The organism is Pseudomonas sp. NFPP28 (genome assembly GCF_900115535.1).
Taxonomy (GTDB): domain Bacteria; phylum Pseudomonadota; class Gammaproteobacteria; order Pseudomonadales; family Pseudomonadaceae; genus Aquipseudomonas; species Aquipseudomonas extremorientalis.
This window is the reverse complement of the sequence record NZ_FOWT01000004.1, coordinates 1-18,613: the sequence shown is the minus strand read 5'-3', so window position 1 is coordinate 18,613 and position 18,613 is coordinate 1. Positions and strand designations below refer to the sequence as shown.

The window sequence follows — 18,613 nt, the reverse complement described above, 5'->3', positions numbered from 1 at the left end:
GTTGTCTCCTAGGAACGGAACAGGCGGCTGTATTGGCGCTCGTGGGCCATGCACGCCAGGGACAGGCCAAACGCGGCGCTGCCGAGATGATCAGGGTCGATGTGGTTGGCGTCCTGCTGGGCTTGTTGCAACAGCGGCAGCAGTTCGCTGGTCAGGCGTTGGGCGGCTTGCTGGCCCAGTGGCAGGGTTTTCATCAGCACCGCCAATTGGTTTTCCAGCCAGCTCCACAGCCACGCGGCGAGGGCATCGGCGGGGCTGATGTGCCAGGCGCGGGCAGCCAGGGCCCAGCCCAGGGCGAGGTGAGGTTCGGTGCACTGTTGAAGAAAGGTGCGGGCCGCGTCGTCCAACTCGGGCAGGCCATTGAGCAGTTGTTGCAGGGAGTAGCCCATCTGCCGGCTTTCCTGATACAGCTCGCGTGTCTCACGGCTGGCGCGGTGTTCCTCACACAACTGTGCCAGGCGCGACCAATCCGCCGCCTGGGCGGCCTGGCAATGGGCGAGCAGCAACGGCGCCTCGAAACGCGCGAGATTGAGCAGCAACTGGTCGCTGATCCAGCGGCGCGCACTGGCCGCATCGTTGACGCAACCGTTCTCGACGGCCATTTCCAGGCCTTGTGAATAGCTGTATCCGCCAATCGGCAATTGCGGACTGGCCAGACGCAGCAGCGCCCAGGCTGGGTTCATAGACGCACGCCGAACTGATGCAGCTTGGGCGGGTAATTGAAGTCTTCATCGCCATGGCGCGAATGATGATGGCCGCCGCCATAGGCACCATGCTCCGGTTGAAACGGCGCTTCGATGGTTTGCGTTTGCGCACCCAACTGTTCGAGCATGGCCTTGAGCACGTAGTCGTCGAGCAGGCGCAACCAGCCGTCACCTACTTGTAACGCGACGTGGCGATTGCCCAGGTGATAGGCCGCACGGGTCAGTTCGAATGCACTGCTGCAGGTCACGTGTAAGAGGTGTTCAGGCCGGGCGCGCACACGTACGACGCGTCCGTCTTCAGCCTGCAGGAATTCGCCATCGTGCAACGGAGGCTGGCCGCGCTCCAGAAAAAGGCCTACGTCTTCACCGTCGGCACTGAAACAGCGCAGGCGGCTTTTGCTGCGAGCTTCGAAGTTCAGCAGCAACTCGGCGGCCCAGAGGGCTTGGGGGGCGATTCGGCGGTGGATCACCAGCATCAGGAAGCTTCCAGCTATGAGCGATGCAACAGTTAGAGCAAGGGGCTTGCCAACCTCACTGGGGTGTAGGAAATGCCTGTAGGTGTGTGGGTGGCGCCACTAAATAGGGCGAAAAGACTCGGCTGGATTGCGCCAAAATGGTGCGAAGTGTTGCCTGTTGCACTGCGATGGGTGTTTTCAGATTTTCCCTACAGGGTCAAAGGAATTGGCGTTCATCAGGTTACCTGCGAGATCTTTAGTCTGTGCGCCGTGTTTAATCCACTGCGACGTTCATCATGTTCAAATCACTTTGTTACCTGTTTATAGTCAGCCTGACTTTCATCCTGTCTTCGGCCTCCGCCAATCTGCAGCCTCATGCCTCTTTCTCCACTTCACTGAAAGAAGCATCCATCGATGACGTGATCGACCGCGCCCACGAACTGCTGGGCACGCCGTACAAATGGGGCGGCACCTCGGCGGACCAGGGCTTCGATTGCAGCAGTTTCCTGGTCTATCTGTTCAAGACCCAAGCCAATATCCAGCTACCCCGTACGACGGTCGCGATGCACCGCTCCACGGCCCCGACCATCAAGCGCAATGCGCTCAAGCCCGGCGATGCGGTGTTTTTCAAGGGTAACGGGCGCGGCCAGGTCAGCCATGTGGGCCTTTACATCGGCGAGGGCAAATTTATTCATTCGCCGCGTACCGGCAAGAGCATCCGCATCGATTCGTTGAGCAACAACTACTGGAACAGGAACTACACCACGGCCAAGCGCTTCCACTCAGCGGGATGATGGCGTTACTCGGTGCTGCCCAGGCCTTGCCAGTGTTTCAAACCGATAAAGATAAAGCGCAATTGCTGGGTGATTTTTGCCTGGGGCGTGAGGTGGTCAGGCAGGGCCTGGGCCGGCGGGTCGATGATATCGGGCAGCGTAGCGAATACACTTTTAACGATCAGGTCGGCCATCACGTGCAAACCTTCGGCATCCAGATGCTGCAGCTTGGGCATCAGCGTCAGATCGGCTGCCAGGTCGCGGGTGATGTCTTCGCGCAAGGCGCCGATCGCTTGACGCACCGCCAGGCAGCCACCGTATTGTTCACGGGCCAGGAACAGGAATTGCGAACGGTTGGCCGAGACCACATCCAGGAAGATCCGCACGGAGGCATCGATAATGCCGCCCATCACGAACTCGTTGTGGCGCACCAGGCGGATCGTGGCGCGGAAGGTCTGGCCCACTTCGCTGACCAGGACGAGCCCAAGCTGGTCCATATCGGCAAAATGGCGGTAGAAACCGGTGGGCACGATGCCGGCCGTCTTCGCCACTTCGCGCAGGCTCAGGCTGCCAAACCCACGGCCACACTCCATCAGATGGCGGGCTGCGTCCATCAGGGCGAGGCGTGTCTGTTGCTTCTGTTCGGCGCGGGGCAGCATTGGCGAGCGGGCTTTGTCGGCAAGTACAGCGACGCACTCTAGCAAAACAGTTCTGTTGGCGTCGAACTTGGCAGGGGAAGGGCGTGACGCGATCTACAGGAAAGCAAAAGCCCGATCGACAGATCGGGCTTTTTTTTCGGCCACCACGGGGTTAGCTCTGTGCTTGATGCAGTTCTTGCAGACGGTCAGCACCGCCTTCGGCAATACCCTGGGTGTAGGCACGTTCATTGGCTTGTTCAGCACCACCTTCAACCAGGCCTTTCTGTTCAAGGCGATCACGGCCACCTTCGGCAACAGCATTGCGTTCCAGCAGGCGATCGGCGCCACCTTCAACCAGACCTTTCTGTTCCAGGCGGTTGCGACCGTTTTCGGTCAGGCCTTCGGTGTAGGCGCGTTTGTTGGCTTGTTCAGAGCCATTCTCAGCAACGGCGCCTTTGGCGTAGTCACGGTTCTCTTCTTCTTGCGAACCGCTGCGAGCGACGGTCTGGCTGAAATGAGCGGCGTCGGCTTTGACTTGTGGGGTGGCCTGTTCGGCGGCTGGCAGGGCAAAGGCACTGGAAGCCAGGATGGATAACAGGACGGTAGCGAGTACTTGGCGTTTCATGATGGGTTGCTCCTTGGGAGGGCGATAAAGTGGGTACAGGGCTAATGCTACTCTCGATAAGTCGATATAAAAGTTCATAAACACAATGGTAATAATCAACAGAATTGATTGTTCTGGTCAGAGGCTCTAGGACGGGCCTCTCAAGCACGCGGTTTTGCACCGGTGTGGGTATTTTCGACACGCGCATGGGTAACAATGGTGCGGTGGCGCAGGTGGAATCTGTCGAGTCGGTCAGGAAATGAGCTTTTTCCTGGCAAATCGGCGATTGGGTTAAACCCCGCTGCGGTTTGCCAGTCGTAGTCCTATAAGCTGTCCTTAAAGGCTGTCATCCGGCCAGTCGTATTCAGGAGTCCTGTGCAATGACGCGCACGCGTAAAATCGCCGCTTGGAGCTGCGCCAGCTTCGTTCTGTTAATCGCCATAGTGGTATTGGTCCTGGTGTTCTTTGATTGGAACCGCATCAAGCCCCCCCTCAATGCCAAGGTCTCCGAAGAATTGCATCGACCGTTTGCTATCAATGGCAACCTGGCGGTGGTGTGGGCGCGCGAACCCGATGAAGGCGGCTGGCGCGCCTGGGTGCCGTGGCCCCATGTGATTGCCGAAGACCTGACCCTGGGCAACCCCGACTGGTCGAAAAACCCGCAGATGGTCACCCTCAAGAAGGTGGAACTGCGCATTTCGCCCCTGGCGTTGCTGGTGCAGCGTGTAGTGATCCCGCGCATCGACCTCACTGAGCCCAGCGCGCAATTGCAGCGCCTGGCCGACGGTCGCGCCAACTGGACCTTCACGTTCGACCCCAAGGACCCCAACGCCGAGCCCTCCAACTGGGTGGTGGATATCGGCGCCATCGGCTTCGACAAAGGCCACGTGACCCTTGACGACCAGACCCTCAAGACTCAACTGGATGTGATCATCGATCCGTTGGGCAAACCCATTCCATTCGGCGAAATCGTCGGCGACGCGGATGCCAAGAAAGCCCTGGAAAAAGGCTCGGCCCCTCAGGACTATGCATTCGGCCTCAAGGTCAAAGGCCAGTACCACGGCCAGAAACTCGACGGCAGCGGCAAGATCGGCGGCCTGCTGGCCTTGCAGGACGCGGCCAAGCCGTTCCCGCTACAAGCCCAGGTCAAGATTGCCGACACCAGCATCGCACTGGCCGGCACCCTTACCGACCCACTGAATCTGGGCGCCCTCGACCTGCGCCTGAAACTCGCCGGTTCCAGCCTGGGCAACCTGTATCCGCTGACCGGCGTGACCCTGCCGGATTCACCGGCCTATTCCACCGATGGCCACCTGATCGCCAAGCTGCACGAGCCCACCGGTGCCTCGTTCAGCTATGAAAACTTCAACGGCAAGATCGGCAACAGCGACATCCACGGCAGCCTCGCCTACATCGCCAGCCAGCCACGGCCCAAGCTCAGTGGCACGCTGGTGTCCAACCAACTGCTGATGACCGACCTCGCGCCCCTGATCGGCGCCGACTCCAACGCCAAGCAAAAAGCCCGTGGTGGCGACAGCAAGCAACCGGCGACCAAAGTGTTGCCGGTGGAAGAATTCCGCACCGAGCGCTGGCGCGTGATGGATGCCGATGTGGAATTCACCGGCAAGCGCATCGTGCACAGTGCCGATCTGCCGTTCACCGACCTCTATACCCACCTGGTACTCACTGACGGCGAACTGAGCCTGGAACCCCTGCGTTTTGGCGTGGCCGGCGGCAAGCTGGATGCGCAGATTCGCCTGAATGGCCGCACCACGCCGATGGAAGGCCGCGCCAAACTCACTGCGCGCAACTTCAAGCTCAAACAACTGTTCCCGACCTTCGAACCGATGAAGACCAGCTTCGGTGAACTCAATGGCGATGCCGATATTTCCGGGCGCGGCAACTCGGTGGCGGCACTGCTGGGCACCTCCAACGGTGACCTGAAGATGCTCATCAACGACGGCGCGATCAGCCGTGGCCTGATGGAAATCGCCGGGCTCAACGTGGGTAACTACGTGGTCGGCCGCCTGTTCGGCGATAAAGAAGTGAAGATCAACTGCGCAGCGGCGGACTTCGGCATCAAGACCGGCCTGGCGACCACACGTCTGTTCGTGTTCGATACCGAGAACGCTATCGTCTACATCGATGGCACGGCGAACATGGCCACGGAGCAATTGGATCTCACCATTACGCCGGAATCGAAAGGCTTCCGCCTGTTCTCCCTGCGTTCACCGCTGTATGTGAACGGGCCGTTCATCAAGCCGAATGCGGGTGTGAAGGCCATTCCGTTGGCACTGCGTGGCGCAGGCATGGTGGCGCTTGGGGTCATCGCCGGACCGGCTGCCGGGTTGCTGGCGCTGGTTGCCCCCAGTGGCGGGGAACCGAACGAGTGCGCGCCGCTGCTGCAACAGATGAAAGAAGGCAAGGCGCCAAAAACCGTGAAAGGCTAACTGCAAATGTGGGAGGGGGCTTGCCCCCGATGGCGGCATATCAGTCGATATCTCAATTGACTGATCCACCGCTATCGGGGGCAAGCCCCCTCCCACATGGGTATTGCGTTCTGCTGGGTTACAGGCTTTCGAGAATATCCGCCATGTCGTCGGCATGCTCTTCTTCCTGCGCGAGGATCTCTTCGAACAGGCGGCGGGTGGTTGGGTCCTTATCACCGATGTACTGGATGATTTCGCGGTAGCTGTCCACGGCAATCCGTTCGGCGACCAGGTCTTCGTAGACCATTTCCTTGAGGTTATTGCCCGCTACATATTGCGCATGGGAGTTCTTCGACAGCAGGTCCGGGTTGAACTCCGGCTCGCCGCCCAACTGCACGATGCGTTCGGCGAGTTTGTCGGCGTGTTCGGCTTCCTGGGTGGCGTGTTCGAGGAACTCTTGTGCAGCGACGGCGGCCTTGATGCCGCTGGCCATGAAGTAATGACGCTTGTAGCGCAACACGCAAACCAGCTCGGTGGCCAGCGACGCGTTGAGCAGGCGGATGATTTCTTCGCGGTCGGCGTCATAGCCCTCGGTCACGGCACCGTTTTCGACGTTCTGGCGGGCGCGGCTGCGCAGGGTCGCAACGTCAGTCAAGTTTGCTTCGGTCATCTCTATCTCCTGGGGCTAATCCGGTTTTGCGCCACGCTCTGCCGGCGTGATCGCTCCAAGTTGTGAGTCCTGGGAGGAGCAAAAAGTTTTATTGGATTTACCGGCAACGTCACAAGCCCGACTTGAGGCTGGGCTAGGCTGGATGGATCGGATTGAGAGGATGCCCGGTTCATGCCGCAGTCGTTGGCCACGCGTTACCCCCTGGTGTTGGTACCCGGCATGCTCGGTTTCGTGCGCCTGGGCTGGTTCCCGTACTGGTACGGCATCGTCCCGGCATTGCGGGCGGGCGGGGCGCAGGTGTTTCCCGTGCAGGTGGCGCCGCTGGATTCCAGCGAGGTGCGTGGCGAGCAACTGTTGCTGCAGATCGAACGCATTCGCCGCGAAACCGGTGCCGACAAGGTCAACCTGATCGGCCACAGCCAGGGCTCGCTCACTGCGCGGTATGCGGCGGCCAAGCGCCCTGAGTGGGTCGCCTCGGTGACCTCCGTGGCAGGCCCCAATCATGGCTCGGAGCTGGCGGACCATATCCACCTGCATTACCCCGCTGACGGCGTGAAGGGCCGAATCATGAGCGCGCTGTTTCACCTGGCCGCCTGGGTGATGGGCGTGCTGGAAACCGGCTATCGCGGGCCACGCTTCAAAGCGGACCTGCAGGCGTCCCATCACTCCCTGACCAGTGCCGGCGTGGCGTTGTTCAACCAGCAATACCCGCAGGGGTTGCCGCGGACCTGGGGCGGGCAGGGTGCTGAAGAGGTCAACGGCGTGCGCTATTACTCGTGGTCCGGCACCTTGCAGCCGGGTATCACCGACCGTGGTCGCAACCTGTTTGACGGCACGAATCGCAGCTGCCGTTTGTTCGCCCGCAGCTTCGTGCGGGAAAAGGGCCAGTGCGACGGCATGGTCGGGCGCTATAGCTCACACCTGGGGTTGGTGATCGGTGATGACTACGCACTGGATCACTTCGATATCGTCAACCAGTCCCTGGGCCTGGTGGGCAAGGGCGCGGAGCCGATCCGGCTGTTTGTCGAGCATGCCCGGCGCTTGAAGGCGGCCGGGGTTTAACGCACTGGGGTGGTCCAGCGCTCCGACAAGATCACCCCGCCCAAGGTCAGCAGGCCGCCCACCAGGTGGTACGGCGCCAGTTCTTCTTTCAACACCACGGCGGCGATCAGCGCGGTGATCAACGGCAGCAGGTTGAAAAACAACGTGGTGCGGCTCGGGCCCAGGGTCTTCACCGAGTGCATCCACGCCAGCGGTGCCAGCATCGAAGCCAACAGGCATGCATACAACACCAGCGGAATGTTGGCCCAGCCCAGGCCGGCCTTGGCCGAGAACAGGAACAGCGGAAACAGCACCACCACCGCCACCAGCACCTGCAGATACAGCAGCACCAGCGGGGGCAGGCGCAGTTGCCATTTTTTCAGCAGGGTGCTGTAGACCGCATAGGCCAGGGTGGCGACCAGCATCATGCCGTCACCCAGGTTGACCCCATGTTGCAGCAGTGCGCCGAGGCTGCCGGCGGACACCACCACGACCACGCCGGCGAATGACAGCACCGCACCGGTCAGCGCACCGTAGGTCAGGCGTTGGCCGAGGCTGATGATCGCCGCCGCCAGCGCCATCAACGGCATCAGGGACAGGATGATGCCCATGTTGGTCGCCGTGGTGAGCGATGCGGCGTAGTACGCCAGGCTCTGGTACACCGCCATGCCCAGCACACCAAGGATGAACACTTTGCCCAGGTTCGGGCGGATCTGCGCCCAGTGGGCAATCACCGGCTTGAGCATGAGTGGCGTAAACAGCAGTGCCGCCAGCAGCCAGCGATAGAAGCCAATCTCCGCCGGGAAGATCGAACCCACGGCCAGTTTGTTGACGACGGTGTTGCCGGCCCAGATAAAAATGGCCAGCAAGGGATAAGCGTATTGCATCGAAAGGAGCCCGGTGTATAGATGAGGCAGGATTATCCATTGTCCGGATCGAAGCCTATACTGCGATCCAGACAACCCACCGCTGTATCCAGACAACATGGCTAAGCACAACGTACGCCTCCAGGATTTCCCCCAACTGCCGAGCCCGGTGTATTTCCGCTACTCGGATTTCGCCCCCGACACCGAGTGCACGCCGCACCAGCATTTCTGGGGTTCGCTGGATTACTCCGCCAGTGGCGTGATGCGCATGGAAGTGGCCGGCAGCCGCTTCATGTCACCGCCGCAGTACGCCGTGTGGGTGCCGCCGCATACCGAGCACAGTTCCTATAACGCCGAGGCAATCGTCTACCACTCGGTGGGGCTGGCCCCGGAACTCTGCGAGCAATTGCCCCGGCAGCCGTGCACCCTGGCCATCAGCGATATCCTCAAGGCCATTCTCAGTGACTTCGCCCAGCGCGACGTGAACATGCCGCAGACCGAGTCCGACGTCCGCCTGGCCCAGGTGCTGGTGGACCAACTCAAGCAGGCGCCGATCCACGAGTGCTTCCTGCCCTACGCCCGTCACCCAGGGCTGCTCGGCGTACTGGAAGGCATGCAGGCCGATCCCGGCGACAACCGGCCGCTGGCGCACTGGGCCGAACAGGTGCACGTGAGCGAGCGCACCCTGGCACGTCAGTTCATACGGGAGCTGGGCATGAGCTTCGGCGAATGGCGCCAGCGCCTGCGTTACCTGGCCGCCATCGAGGCCCTCGACAGCGAGCGCAGCGTGCAACATGTGGCGTTTGACCTGGGCTACAGCACCGCCTCGGCGTTTATAGCCATGTTCCAGCGCCAGGCGGGATGTACCCCCGAGCAGTACCGGCGTGCCCATATTCGTAGTCGGTGAAGATGTAACAGGCTTTGACTACACTGCTCGGTAGGCCGTGCCCGTCGGCGCGGTAACAGGGAGAAAACTCCATGAAGATGCTGCGTATTCCGCTGTTGATGATGGGCTTGCTGTTGTGTTCCCAAGGCTTTGCCGCCACCGCCCAGCAAAACAAAATGACCACCTGCAACGCCGAAGCCACCACCAAGACGCTCAAGGGCGACGAGCGCAAGGCGTTCATGAAGACCTGCCTGTCCGCTCCGGCGGCCAATGATGCCAAGACCCTGACACCGCAGCAGCAGAAGATGAAGGATTGCAATGCGTCGGCGAAAACCAAGGCGCTGACCGGCGATGCGCGTAAAACCTTTATGAGCACCTGTCTCAAAGGCTGATCGCTCTTTCGCGAACGCCGCAGATCAACGGTGGGAGCCGGGCTTGCCCGCGATACAGGCGCCTTGCTCTGTCTGCTACACCGCGGCGAGGCCATCGCGGGCAAGCCCGGCTCCCACACTTGATCGCATTCATAATCGACCCACTCGCTTGATTCCCTCAAGGCTGGCAGACTGCCCATCCTTTAACGCCGTTCGTTTTGAGGCTGTATGCCAACGTTTTCTCAGCGTCACGTGCTATTGCTGGCCAGCTACATCATCATTTTTGGCGGGTTGCTGCTGGTGCTGCCGCTCAAATTGCTGCCCAGCCTGCTGGCCGGCCTGTTGGTCTATGAACTGGTCAACATGCTCACCCCTCAACTGCAACGGCTGATCGAAGGTCGGCGTGCGCGCTGGCTGGCGGTAGCGTTGCTGGGCACCCTGATCGTCAGCGTGCTGGCGCTGATCTTTGCCGGCGCCATCAGCTTCCTGCTCCACGAAGCGGAAAACCCCGGGGCGTCCCTCGATAAATTCATGGGTGTGGTCGACCGCGCGCGCGGCCAGTTGCCGCCGTTCCTCGACGCCTACCTGCCCGCCAGCGCTGCCGAGTTCCGTGTGGCCATCGGTGACTGGCTGAGCAAGCACCTCAGCGAACTGCAACTGGTGGGCAAAGACGCCGCCCACATGTTCGTCACCTTGCTGATCGGCATGGTGCTCGGCGCGATCATCGCCCTGCAGCGCGTGCCCGACCTGACCAAACGCAAACCCCTGGCCGCTGCGCTGTTCGACCGCCTGCACTTGCTGGTCCAGGCGTTTCGCAACATTGTCTTCGCCCAGATCAAGATCGCCGCGCTCAACACCGCCTTCACCGCCGTGTTCCTCGCCGTGGTACTGCCGCTGTGTGGCATCCACCTACCGCTGACCAAGACCCTGATCGTGCTGACCTTCCTGCTCGGCCTGCTGCCGGTGATCGGCAACCTGATGTCCAACACCCTGATCACCATCGTCGCGCTGTCGCTGTCGATCTGGGTGGCGGTGGCGGCGTTGGGTTACCTGATCGTGATCCACAAGGTCGAGTACTTCCTCAACGCGCGGATCGTGGGCGGGCAGATCAGTGCCAAGTCGTGGGAGTTGCTGTTGGCGATGCTGGTGTTTGAGGCCGCGTTTGGCTTGCCGGGGGTGGTCGCAGGGCCGATTTACTACGCGTATTTGAAGAGTGAGCTGAAGCTCGGTGGGATGGTTTAGGCCTTGTATTAGCCGGTCTGGCCCATCGGGGGCAAGCCCCATCCCACATTTTGATCTGTGAACACATTCAAAGGTGGGAGGGGGGCTTGCCCCCGATGGGCGCGACGCAGCGTTTCAGATAAAACTCAGCTGCCGTAGCGCTTGCTGGCCTCAATCGCCAAGCCGCTGCCAATACTGCCGAAGATATTGCCTTCCACATGCCGCGCATTCGGCAGCATCGCCGAAATGCTGTGGCGCAGTGCCGGAATGCCGCTGGAACCGCCGGTAAAGAACACCGTGTCCACCTGTGCCACGCTCACCGACGCATCGTTGAGCAACTGCGTGACGCTGTTGCGCACGCGCTCCAGCAAACCGTCGATGGCCGATTCAAATAGCGTCCGGCTCAGCTCCACGCTCAACCCTGGCTCAACCCGGTCCAGCAGCACGTGGCGGCTGTCGTCGTGGGTCAGCTGGATCTTGGTTTCTTCCACTTCCATGGCCAGCCAGTGCCCGGCGCGCTGTTCGATCAGCTTGAACAGGCGGTCGATGCCACCGGTGTCTTCGATGTCGTAGCGCATGCTGCCCAGGGCCAGCTGGGATTTTTGCGAGTACACCGAGTTGATGGTGTGCCAGGTGGCCAGGTTCATGTGGTGGCTGGTGGGCATGTAGGCGCCGCTTTTCATGCGGCTGCCGTAGCCGAACAGCGGCATCATGCCGTTCAGCGAGAGCTGTTTGTCGAAGTCGGTACCGCCGATGTGCACGCCGCCGGTGGCGAGGATGTCGCTCTGGCGGTTGTCGTTGTGGCGACGGTCCGGCGACAGGCGCACCAGGGAGAAGTCGGACGTACCGCCGCCGATGTCGACGATCAGCACCAATTCTTCTTTCTCGATGGTGGACTCGTAGTCAAACGCCGCCGCAATCGGCTCGTACTGGAACGAGATGTCCTTGAAGCCGATCTTGCGTGCCACGTCGACCAGGGTGTTCTCGGCTTCCTGGTCGGCCATCGGGTCGTCATCGACGAAAAACACCGGGCGACCCAGCACCACTTCTTCGAACTCGCGCCCGGCGTTGGCTTCGGCGCGGCTCTTGAGTTGGCCGATAAACAGCGCCAGCAGGTCGGTGAACGGCATTGCGGTGCCGAGCACGCTGGTATCGTGCTTGATCAGCTTGGAACCCAGCAGGCTCTTGAGCGAGCGCATCAGCCGGCCTTCGTAGTTTTCCAGGTATTCGTGCAGGGCCAGGCGACCGTACACCGGGCGGCGCTCCTCGAAGTTGAAGAACACCACCGACGGCAACGTGATCTTGTCGTCCTCCAGCGCGATGAGCGTCTCCTCGCCGGGGCGGATCCAGCCGACGGTGGAGTTGGACGTGCCAAAGTCGATGCCGCAGGCACGGGCTGGGGATGGGTTTTTCATGTCTATCGGGTTCCGGTTGAAAAACGGCCGCGCAGTGTATGCCAGTCGAAGGCGGATGCGTAGGCCGACTATCCGCTAAATCGTGCTTGAAAGTTGGGTATTCGCCCCCACATCTGCTGCATACGGCAAGTGCCGATAACACTTTGACGCATCCCCAGGCCACATCACTCAACAAGTGCAATGCAGCGCACGTTGTGCCCCGGGCTGTGCGATCTCGATTAAGGATGGTGAACCGCCGATGGATTTCAAAGACTATTACAAGATATTGGGCGTAGAGCCGACGGCCGACGATAAGGAAATCAAGGCGGCCTATCGCAAGCTCGCACGCAAATATCACCCCGACGTGAGCAAGGAAAAAGACGCCGAAGCCAAGTTCAAGGACGCGTCCGAAGCCTATGAGGCGCTCAAGAGTGCCGACAAGCGCGCCGAATACGACGAGCTGCGCAAATACGGCCAGCATGGCCAACCGTTCCAGGGACCACCGGGTTGGCAGAGCCGCGGCGGTGGTGGCGGCGAGGATTTCTCGGACTTCTTCAGCTCGATCTTCGGCTCCCGTGGCGACGCCTTTGGTGGCGGCCAACGCCGTCCTGCCGGGCGTAAAGGCCAGGACGTGGAGATGCAGCTGTCGGTGTTCCTCGAGGAGACGCTGTCCACCGAATCCAAGCAGATCAGCTTCCAGGTGCCGCAGTACGACGCCTCGGGCCGGCATGTCAGCAACACCACCAAGAGCCTGAACGTGAAGATTCCCGCCGGCGTGACCGACGGCGAGCGCATCCGGCTCAAGGGCCAGGGCGCGCCGGGCATTGGCGGCGGGGCCAATGGCGACCTGTACCTGATCATCAAGTTCGCGCCACACCCCAGGTTTGAAGTGGATGGCGAAAACCTGATCATCAACCTGCCGCTGGCGCCGTGGGAATTGGCGCTGGGTACGGAAGTGGCGGTGCCGACGCTGACCGGCAAGATCAACCTCAAGGTCCCCGCCAACAGCCAGAACGGCCAGCGCATGCGTGCCAAGGGCCACGGCCTGCTGAACAAGGCCGGGCAACGTGGCTACCTGTTCGTGCAGCTCAAGGCCGTGATGCCCAAGTCGGACGATGAGGCGGTCAAGGCCTTGTGGCAGGAGCTGGCGCAAAAAGCGGCGTTCAACCCCCGCGAGCACTTCTGAGGGGCTGAACGCCAGGGCGGCCGTTATTGCGGGCGGCGCCCCGTCACACCCCGTGAGGGGCCGGGTTGCTGGTGATCGCCGCCGTGCGGCGTCAGCTCGGCCACCTCCCGGCGTGACAGCTCCAGCAGCTTGAGGTTACGTTCGGTGGCCTGCTCGATTTCCAGCCGGTTCAAGGCCTCGAGGTAGGCGTCATCAAAGTCTTCGTGTGCATCTTCCAGGGCGTTCTGCCGTGCGTCGGCATTGCGTTTGAGGGTGGCGAACTCATCGGCATACCGCTGCTTGAGGTAGTCCACCCAGTAGTCCCGGCTGATCAAGTCCTCGTAAAACACCTCACTGCGTTCCGCGTCGAGAATATTGTGGCGCGCGTTGGCCAGTTCAGTGCCAGTGATTGGCCGGCTGAACCGCATGTAGCGGGGTTGCCCAGGCAGCTCCAACTGGTCCGGCCACCCCCTGGCCAGGCCGATGCGGTACGACAAGCGCACTTCCGCCACGTCCGAGTGTCGAACCAGCGCCCTGTCGGCCTCGACTTCGGCTCTGCCCAGCCGGAACAACTGCCGGGACAGGTTCAACAGCGCTGCACCTCTTAGATCCAGCCGCGCCGCATCGACGTTGAGCAACGCGTTGTGCTCGTAGACCCTGACTTCCAGCCCGCTGAAAGTCAGGATGCGGCCATCGACGCAGGTGCCGTGGGTATGGGACATGGCGAACAACGCCTGGCGCAGTTCGGTGTTATCGGCGGCTGCTTCCAGCACGTTGCGCACCCGCTGCGACAGGTCGGCGCGAGCCGCGCCGAATTCCGTGGTGTCCTGCAACCGTTCGAGCAAGTGAAAAAACGCCTGGTGATCCGGTTCAGCCTGTAGTTGTGTCCAGATCTCCCGCAGCCTGCCTTGTTCAGGAAGGGGCAGGTCGTCTATCCAGGGCACCGGTTGTTCAGGTAGGGCGGGTTGCGCTGGGAGCTCTTCGTCGGGTTGTTCAGGGAAGATTTCATCGGGCTCTGGTGATGACGGGAGCCCATCGTCCAACATTGTCTGGATGTCCCGCCGTGACAGGCCCAGCGCCGAGTTGTGCCCTGTGCGGTCCATATACTCGATAAGCGCCGTCAGGCTGTCGTGGGACAGGGGGTTGTCTGAGATATCGGTGCCCTGCATCAAGGTGTCGTGGCTGCCATCCAGTGCTTCGGTCGGGATTGAACGGATGTCATTGGAACTCAGGTCGAGTGCGCGCAGATTACCGGCTTCCAATGTACCGGCCGGCCAATCCGTGAGGCGGTTACCGTTCAGGTTCAACACCTCGAGGGGCGAGCCAGGCTCGAGACTGAAAAACTCCATCAGGTTGTCGCTCAAGTCCAGCCGTTGCAGATGTGGCCAGTCATCCAGGTCGACCGCCAACTCATCGTCGATTCGGTTGTATGACAGATCCAACTCCCGCAACTCAGGCATTTCTGCGAGTGCCCTGGGCAAGCCCTGCAACTCATTGCCGGTCAGGCGCAATGTGCGCAGGTTGGAAAAGCCTGCGAGGAAACCGTTGGAGCCTTGTTGGGCGAACAGGAGGCCGCTCAGGTCCAAATGTTGCACATGGGTAAAGTCCGCCATTACCGTCGGCAGGTTGTCCAGTTGCAAGCCGTTGAAACTCAGGGTCTGGCCTGCCGCGTCTGCCGCCAGGCCCTGGCGCCAGCACGTGACGATACGTTGCGCGGCCTGGTTGCGGCGGCTAGCCAAGGTCCCGTCGCTGGCAGGGGAGCCCCGCGTGTACAGCCAGCCATTGAGCTGGCGTGTCAGGGTGTGCAGGGCCTCATTCCAAACGTCGATCAGAGCGTGCAAGTGCGCGTCACTGGCGCCGCCTGCGCGCAGGCGTGCCAGCCATTGCTGCAATGCCTGTTCGTTCATCGCGGGTTGCAAGCGCTGCAGGCGTTGCGGCAGCGGCAGGTCGGGTCCGACTGCGGGCAGGTCGAGCAGGTGGCGGGCCAATGAGCCGCCGCTTTCGGCCTCGGGGAAAACGTTGGCGGACGGTTCTTCATAGGCAAAACGTTCCAGGGCTCCGGCGGGCAGGCCCCGGGCGGTTTCGACCCGCTGTCGGGCCGTGGCCAGCGCGCGTTCGGAGGCCTGACTCAACGGTGTTCCGGCCACGTTGGTATTGAGCAGCAACTCGTCCCTGGCCAGGATAGCCTCTGGCAACACCGTAATGCGGGTGTTGCGCAGGTTCAGCGAGGTCAGTTGCGCCAAGTCCTCGATACCGGTCGGCACCTGCTGCAGGTTCGTTTCTCGCAGGTTCAGGGTGCGGAGCCGGGGCAAGTGATCGACTTCTAGCCTTGTCAGGGGGTTGCCTTGCAGCGAGAGGTGTTCCAGCGCGGGGAAGTCCTGGAGCTCGGAGGGAGCGGCGGCCAGGTCGCAATAATTCAGTTCGAGAGTGCGTACCTGAGTGAACGCCTGTATGAAATGACTGATCTGCTCCATGGGTGCACGCAGGTTCATCAGGCGCAAAGCGGTGGTCTGGGGGAAGCTGTTGGCCGGCAGATCGGGCAAGCTCGAGGGTCTTAAACCGCGTAGGTCTACCTCCAGAAATGAGTTCGGCCGCACGCGCAGCGGGTCAGCCGCCGCGTAGAGGTTGAGCACCCCGCGACTCCATTGCACCCTCAGGTAACCGTCCATCCGCCGTTGGTTCACGTGTTCAACCTCGTGCGGAGAACGCAACCACTCGTTCAGTCGGCGGTCGATTTGACTGTACTGTTCGCTCAACGCCTCAATTGCTTCGAATCGGGCGCGATGACCTGCCCAGCGCTCGGTAAAACCGTTGATCAACACCTGCGAGTCCCCTGCCGGTGCCGTCAGGCGCGTCAGTTCTCCGACACAATAACTGCGCACCATTTCCTCAAGGTCGATCAGGTGATCCGCTCGGTTGCTCAGCCGGGTATAGAGCGCCCTGAAACCGTCGCGCGACAGTCCCGACCAGTTCAGCGAGAGGCCAGCCAGCAAGCGGTCGTGGCCTTCCAGCAGTTCGGCCGGAAAACTGTCGATGCTCGTGCCGCGCAGGTTCAGGCGCTCAAGCTGGGGCAGGTCCTGCACGCCAATCGGCCAGTCGGTCACCAGGAAGCCGGATATTTCCAACTGGCGTAGCCGCGTCAGGCGGCTGACATCCAGCCGGGGAAACACGCTGTTGCTGGCAATGCTCAGCTCCTCCAACTGGCTGAGCTCGCCCAGGGTGTTGGTGTTTTCGGCCGAGAGCGGTGAAAAGAGCCGCAACCTCGTCAGTCTTGACCAGTGTGTCAATGTCTCGAGTTGATTGATGCTCCGCGGGCCGGCGACGAAGATATGCAGGCGTTCCACGCTGGGGAACAAGCCAGGCAATTGCTCCAGCGGTTGGCCGTGGGTGACCAACACGCGCACATGGGAAAAATCCGCCGTCAACGGCGGCAATGGGGCGTCGCTGGTGAGTTCAAGTCGCGCGGCTGTCTGCACGTCATTGGCCAGTGGCGCACTTCGCCAACTGGTCCTGAGGTTTTCGGCGGTGGTACTGCGCAGCATGGCTTCCGGTGAAGTGGGCGGCGGCGTTGCCACCCACTGCGCCAATGTTGCCTCCAGGATTTCCCATTCACGCCCACGCGCCTGCAGCAGCCCGTAGATCTGTGCGTCGGTTTGCCCGGCGCGGCGTTGCTGGAGGATAAAGCCGTTGGCCTGCTCGTCGCTCAAGTCGGGGTACAGATCCTGCACACGCGTCACCAGGGACGGGTCCATGCCGGCACCACGACCGCTGGCGTAGTAGCCGGCCTGATTGACGCGAATACGTACCGGTGGCTTGAACCGCGTCGCCTCGCCACGGGCCTGGCCCAGCCACTGTGGTGCCAGGTGGCTGTGCTCGACCGCACTGCGAATGATGCTGTGCTGCAACTCGGCCTGCTGGCCCACATGGGGAACGCCCAACGCCTGGCGCGCTTCGTCGGGCAGGGCATGCAGCACCGACGCGTAGAAGTTGTCGCCATACCTGGGCAGGCTGTTGAGGGCTTCGCCATGCTCGTCGAACGCCTGGTAGACCGGACCTTTCTTGACCAGGAATTTGCGTTGCATCGCGTCCTGGTTGCCGATGGCGTCGATCAGTCGGCCACCCACGTGTTCATCGCGGATTTCCAGGCGCACCGCGTCCGACCAGCCAGTCAGTTTCTGCAATGCGTGCAGGGCCAGGCGCTTGCTGTCGGTGGTCGCTATGTGATCCGTGTACAGTCCGGCATAGGCGCGGGCCTGGCGCCCTTGTCGTGCATACCAGCGGCCTTCTTCGAGCAAGGCCAGCGGCACTTTGCCGGTGCTCTCCAGGCGCTCGAGGGCTTCGGCACTGGCGTGGGCAAGAATGTCTTGCGCTGCAGGCTTGCTCAACCCCGGACAGGCTTTTCGCAATTGCGTGATGCGCAGGTCAACGGGTTTGGGGCCTTCATAGAGACTGTCGAAAATCGCTGATCGACGGGTCTGCGCAAAGTCGGCGATCTGTTTTCTGAGCTCCACCGGCCTGGCCTCCCGCACCCGTGCCGCCTCACCGCCGAGCAGGCTGGTGATCTCGTCCTCGTCCAGGGCCGCCAGGATACGTGCCGGCAACTCGCTGCTCAGCACCTCGGCGCGGCTCATGCGGATGGGCGTCCTGGCACGGACACCGGTGTACAAGCGCTCGGCACCGTACTGCACGGACTTTCCCGTCAGACCCTGACCGTCAAAAACCTCCAGCACACGACCCGTCGGCCAGCGGGGCAACTCAGTGATCAGCGGCAGGATATACAGATAACGTTCATCCACTGCCGTGCCGGTCTGCACTTGGCTGATCACGTCTTCGACGCCCCTGTCGGCTTCAAACAGGCGCATGGCATCCGTCAACTCGGGCGGCGGCGGCTGGTTGTCCAGGTGGGCCTTGCGCAGGGTGTTATCGTTGACGCCGCTGACTTCGGCGATCTTCAACAGTTGCTCGTCGGAGTATTGCTCGGTCGCGTGGCCCAGCCGGCGCAGCAGGGTCAGCCGGTCCCAGGCCAGTGGACGTTCCAGGGTATGGCGCCAGGCCCCTTGCCCGTTGTGCCGTAGCAGAGGCTGATACGCATCGGGATCGCTGGGGTGCTGGAGGCGCCATTCGCCAGGTGTTGTACCTTGGCTGATTTCGTAGTGTTTACCGTCCTGGCGGATATAGGTTTTGCCGTTGACCGCATAGCGTCCCTGGGAATCGGGGCTGGCATCGGGTGGCAGCTTGACCGGCGTTTCATAGGGTTTCAGGTCGGCTTTCCACAAGCGGGTTTTTCCATTGGGCAGGGTAACGGGTTGCAACCCCTCGACCACCGGTTCGGCCGGTACCGCCGTCAGTTTGGCCAGGCCTTTGCCTGCGCCCACCATGGCGGCCAGCAGCACCAC

General features: G+C 61.7%; 15 protein-coding genes. 7 read left to right on the top strand and 8 right to left on the bottom strand.

What is annotated here, in order from left to right; all coding sequences use genetic code 11:
* Positions 1-8: 8 nt before the first annotated feature.
* Positions 9-683 carry an urease accessory protein UreF gene (locus tag BM110_RS11585; RefSeq protein ID WP_093513431.1) on the bottom strand — a complete coding sequence of 225 codons (675 nt, stop codon included), beginning with the start codon at positions 681-683 and terminating at the stop codon, positions 9-11.
* On the bottom strand, positions 680-1,180 hold the full coding sequence (ureE, locus tag BM110_RS11580; protein ID WP_071491645.1) for an urease accessory protein UreE: 501 nt from the start codon (positions 1,178-1,180) through the stop codon (positions 680-682). The genes BM110_RS11585 and ureE overlap by 4 nt, the downstream gene beginning before the upstream one ends.
* Before the next feature lie 275 nt (positions 1,181-1,455).
* Here ureE and BM110_RS11575 point away from each other — a divergent pair, with 275 nt between their 5' ends.
* Positions 1,456-1,953: a C40 family peptidase gene (locus BM110_RS11575; RefSeq protein ID WP_093513430.1), complete on the top strand. Its 498-nt coding sequence runs from the start codon at positions 1,456-1,458 to the stop codon at positions 1,951-1,953.
* A gap of 5 nt (positions 1,954-1,958) precedes the next feature.
* On the opposite strand, the gene BM110_RS11570 is transcribed toward BM110_RS11575, so the two are convergent.
* Positions 1,959-2,591 carry a TetR family transcriptional regulator gene (locus BM110_RS11570; protein WP_058423535.1) on the bottom strand — a complete coding sequence of 211 codons (633 nt, stop codon included), beginning with the start codon at positions 2,589-2,591 and terminating at the stop codon, positions 1,959-1,961.
* A gap of 151 nt (positions 2,592-2,742) precedes the next feature.
* Positions 2,743-3,195, bottom strand: a complete 453-nt coding sequence (locus BM110_RS11565) for a hypothetical protein (RefSeq protein WP_071491643.1) — start codon at positions 3,193-3,195, stop codon at positions 2,743-2,745.
* A 359-nt stretch (positions 3,196-3,554) separates the two neighbouring features.
* On the opposite strand from BM110_RS11565, the gene BM110_RS11560 reads away from it, so the two are divergent.
* A complete protein-coding gene (locus BM110_RS11560; RefSeq protein WP_093513429.1) occupies positions 3,555-5,624 on the top strand; it encodes an AsmA family protein in 2,070 nt (689 codons plus the stop codon).
* A 118-nt stretch (positions 5,625-5,742) separates the two neighbouring features.
* Here BM110_RS11560 and BM110_RS11555 read toward each other — a convergent pair whose 3' ends face one another.
* Entirely contained in the window at positions 5,743-6,273 is a 531-nt protein-coding gene (locus tag BM110_RS11555) for a ferritin-like domain-containing protein (protein WP_028615542.1), read from the bottom strand.
* Positions 6,274-6,444: 171 nt separating this feature from the next.
* Between BM110_RS11555 and BM110_RS11550 the strand changes: the two genes are divergently transcribed.
* Positions 6,445-7,335: an esterase/lipase family protein gene (locus tag BM110_RS11550; protein ID WP_093513428.1), complete on the top strand. Its 891-nt coding sequence runs from the start codon at positions 6,445-6,447 to the stop codon at positions 7,333-7,335.
* Here BM110_RS11550 and BM110_RS11545 read toward each other — a convergent pair.
* Positions 7,332-8,201: a DMT family transporter gene (locus BM110_RS11545; RefSeq protein ID WP_093513427.1), complete on the bottom strand. Its 870-nt coding sequence runs from the start codon at positions 8,199-8,201 to the stop codon at positions 7,332-7,334. The two genes, BM110_RS11550 and BM110_RS11545, sit on opposite strands and share 4 nt — an antisense overlap.
* Before the next feature lie 97 nt (positions 8,202-8,298).
* Here BM110_RS11545 and BM110_RS11540 point away from each other — a divergent pair, with 97 nt between their 5' ends.
* The 3 genes from BM110_RS11540 to BM110_RS11530 all read left to right on the top strand — a co-directional run bounded on the left by BM110_RS11540 (position 8,299) and on the right by BM110_RS11530 (position 10,679).
* Positions 8,299-9,087 (top strand): AraC family transcriptional regulator, encoded by a 789-nt coding sequence (locus BM110_RS11540; RefSeq protein ID WP_092246685.1) that lies wholly within the window; start codon positions 8,299-8,301, stop codon positions 9,085-9,087.
* A 71-nt stretch (positions 9,088-9,158) separates the two neighbouring features.
* Entirely contained in the window at positions 9,159-9,458 is a 300-nt protein-coding gene (locus BM110_RS11535; RefSeq protein ID WP_017849707.1) for a PsiF family protein, read from the top strand.
* A 207-nt stretch (positions 9,459-9,665) separates the two neighbouring features.
* On the top strand, positions 9,666-10,679 hold the full coding sequence (locus tag BM110_RS11530; protein WP_027607720.1) for an AI-2E family transporter: 1,014 nt from the start codon (positions 9,666-9,668) through the stop codon (positions 10,677-10,679).
* Between the two features lie 125 nt (positions 10,680-10,804).
* On the opposite strand, the gene BM110_RS11525 is transcribed toward BM110_RS11530, so the two are convergent.
* Positions 10,805-12,073 (bottom strand): Hsp70 family protein, encoded by a 1,269-nt coding sequence (locus tag BM110_RS11525; RefSeq protein ID WP_093513426.1) that lies wholly within the window; start codon positions 12,071-12,073, stop codon positions 10,805-10,807.
* 238 nt (positions 12,074-12,311) lie between these two features.
* Between BM110_RS11525 and BM110_RS11520 the strand changes: the two genes are divergently transcribed.
* Positions 12,312-13,238, top strand: a complete 927-nt coding sequence (locus tag BM110_RS11520) for a DnaJ C-terminal domain-containing protein (RefSeq protein ID WP_092246658.1) — start codon at positions 12,312-12,314, stop codon at positions 13,236-13,238.
* A 23-nt stretch (positions 13,239-13,261) separates the two neighbouring features.
* Here BM110_RS11520 and BM110_RS11515 read toward each other — a convergent pair.
* Positions 13,262-18,613 (bottom strand): NEL-type E3 ubiquitin ligase domain-containing protein (locus tag BM110_RS11515; protein WP_139220328.1); only part of this gene is annotated, 5,352 nt, incomplete at its 5' end.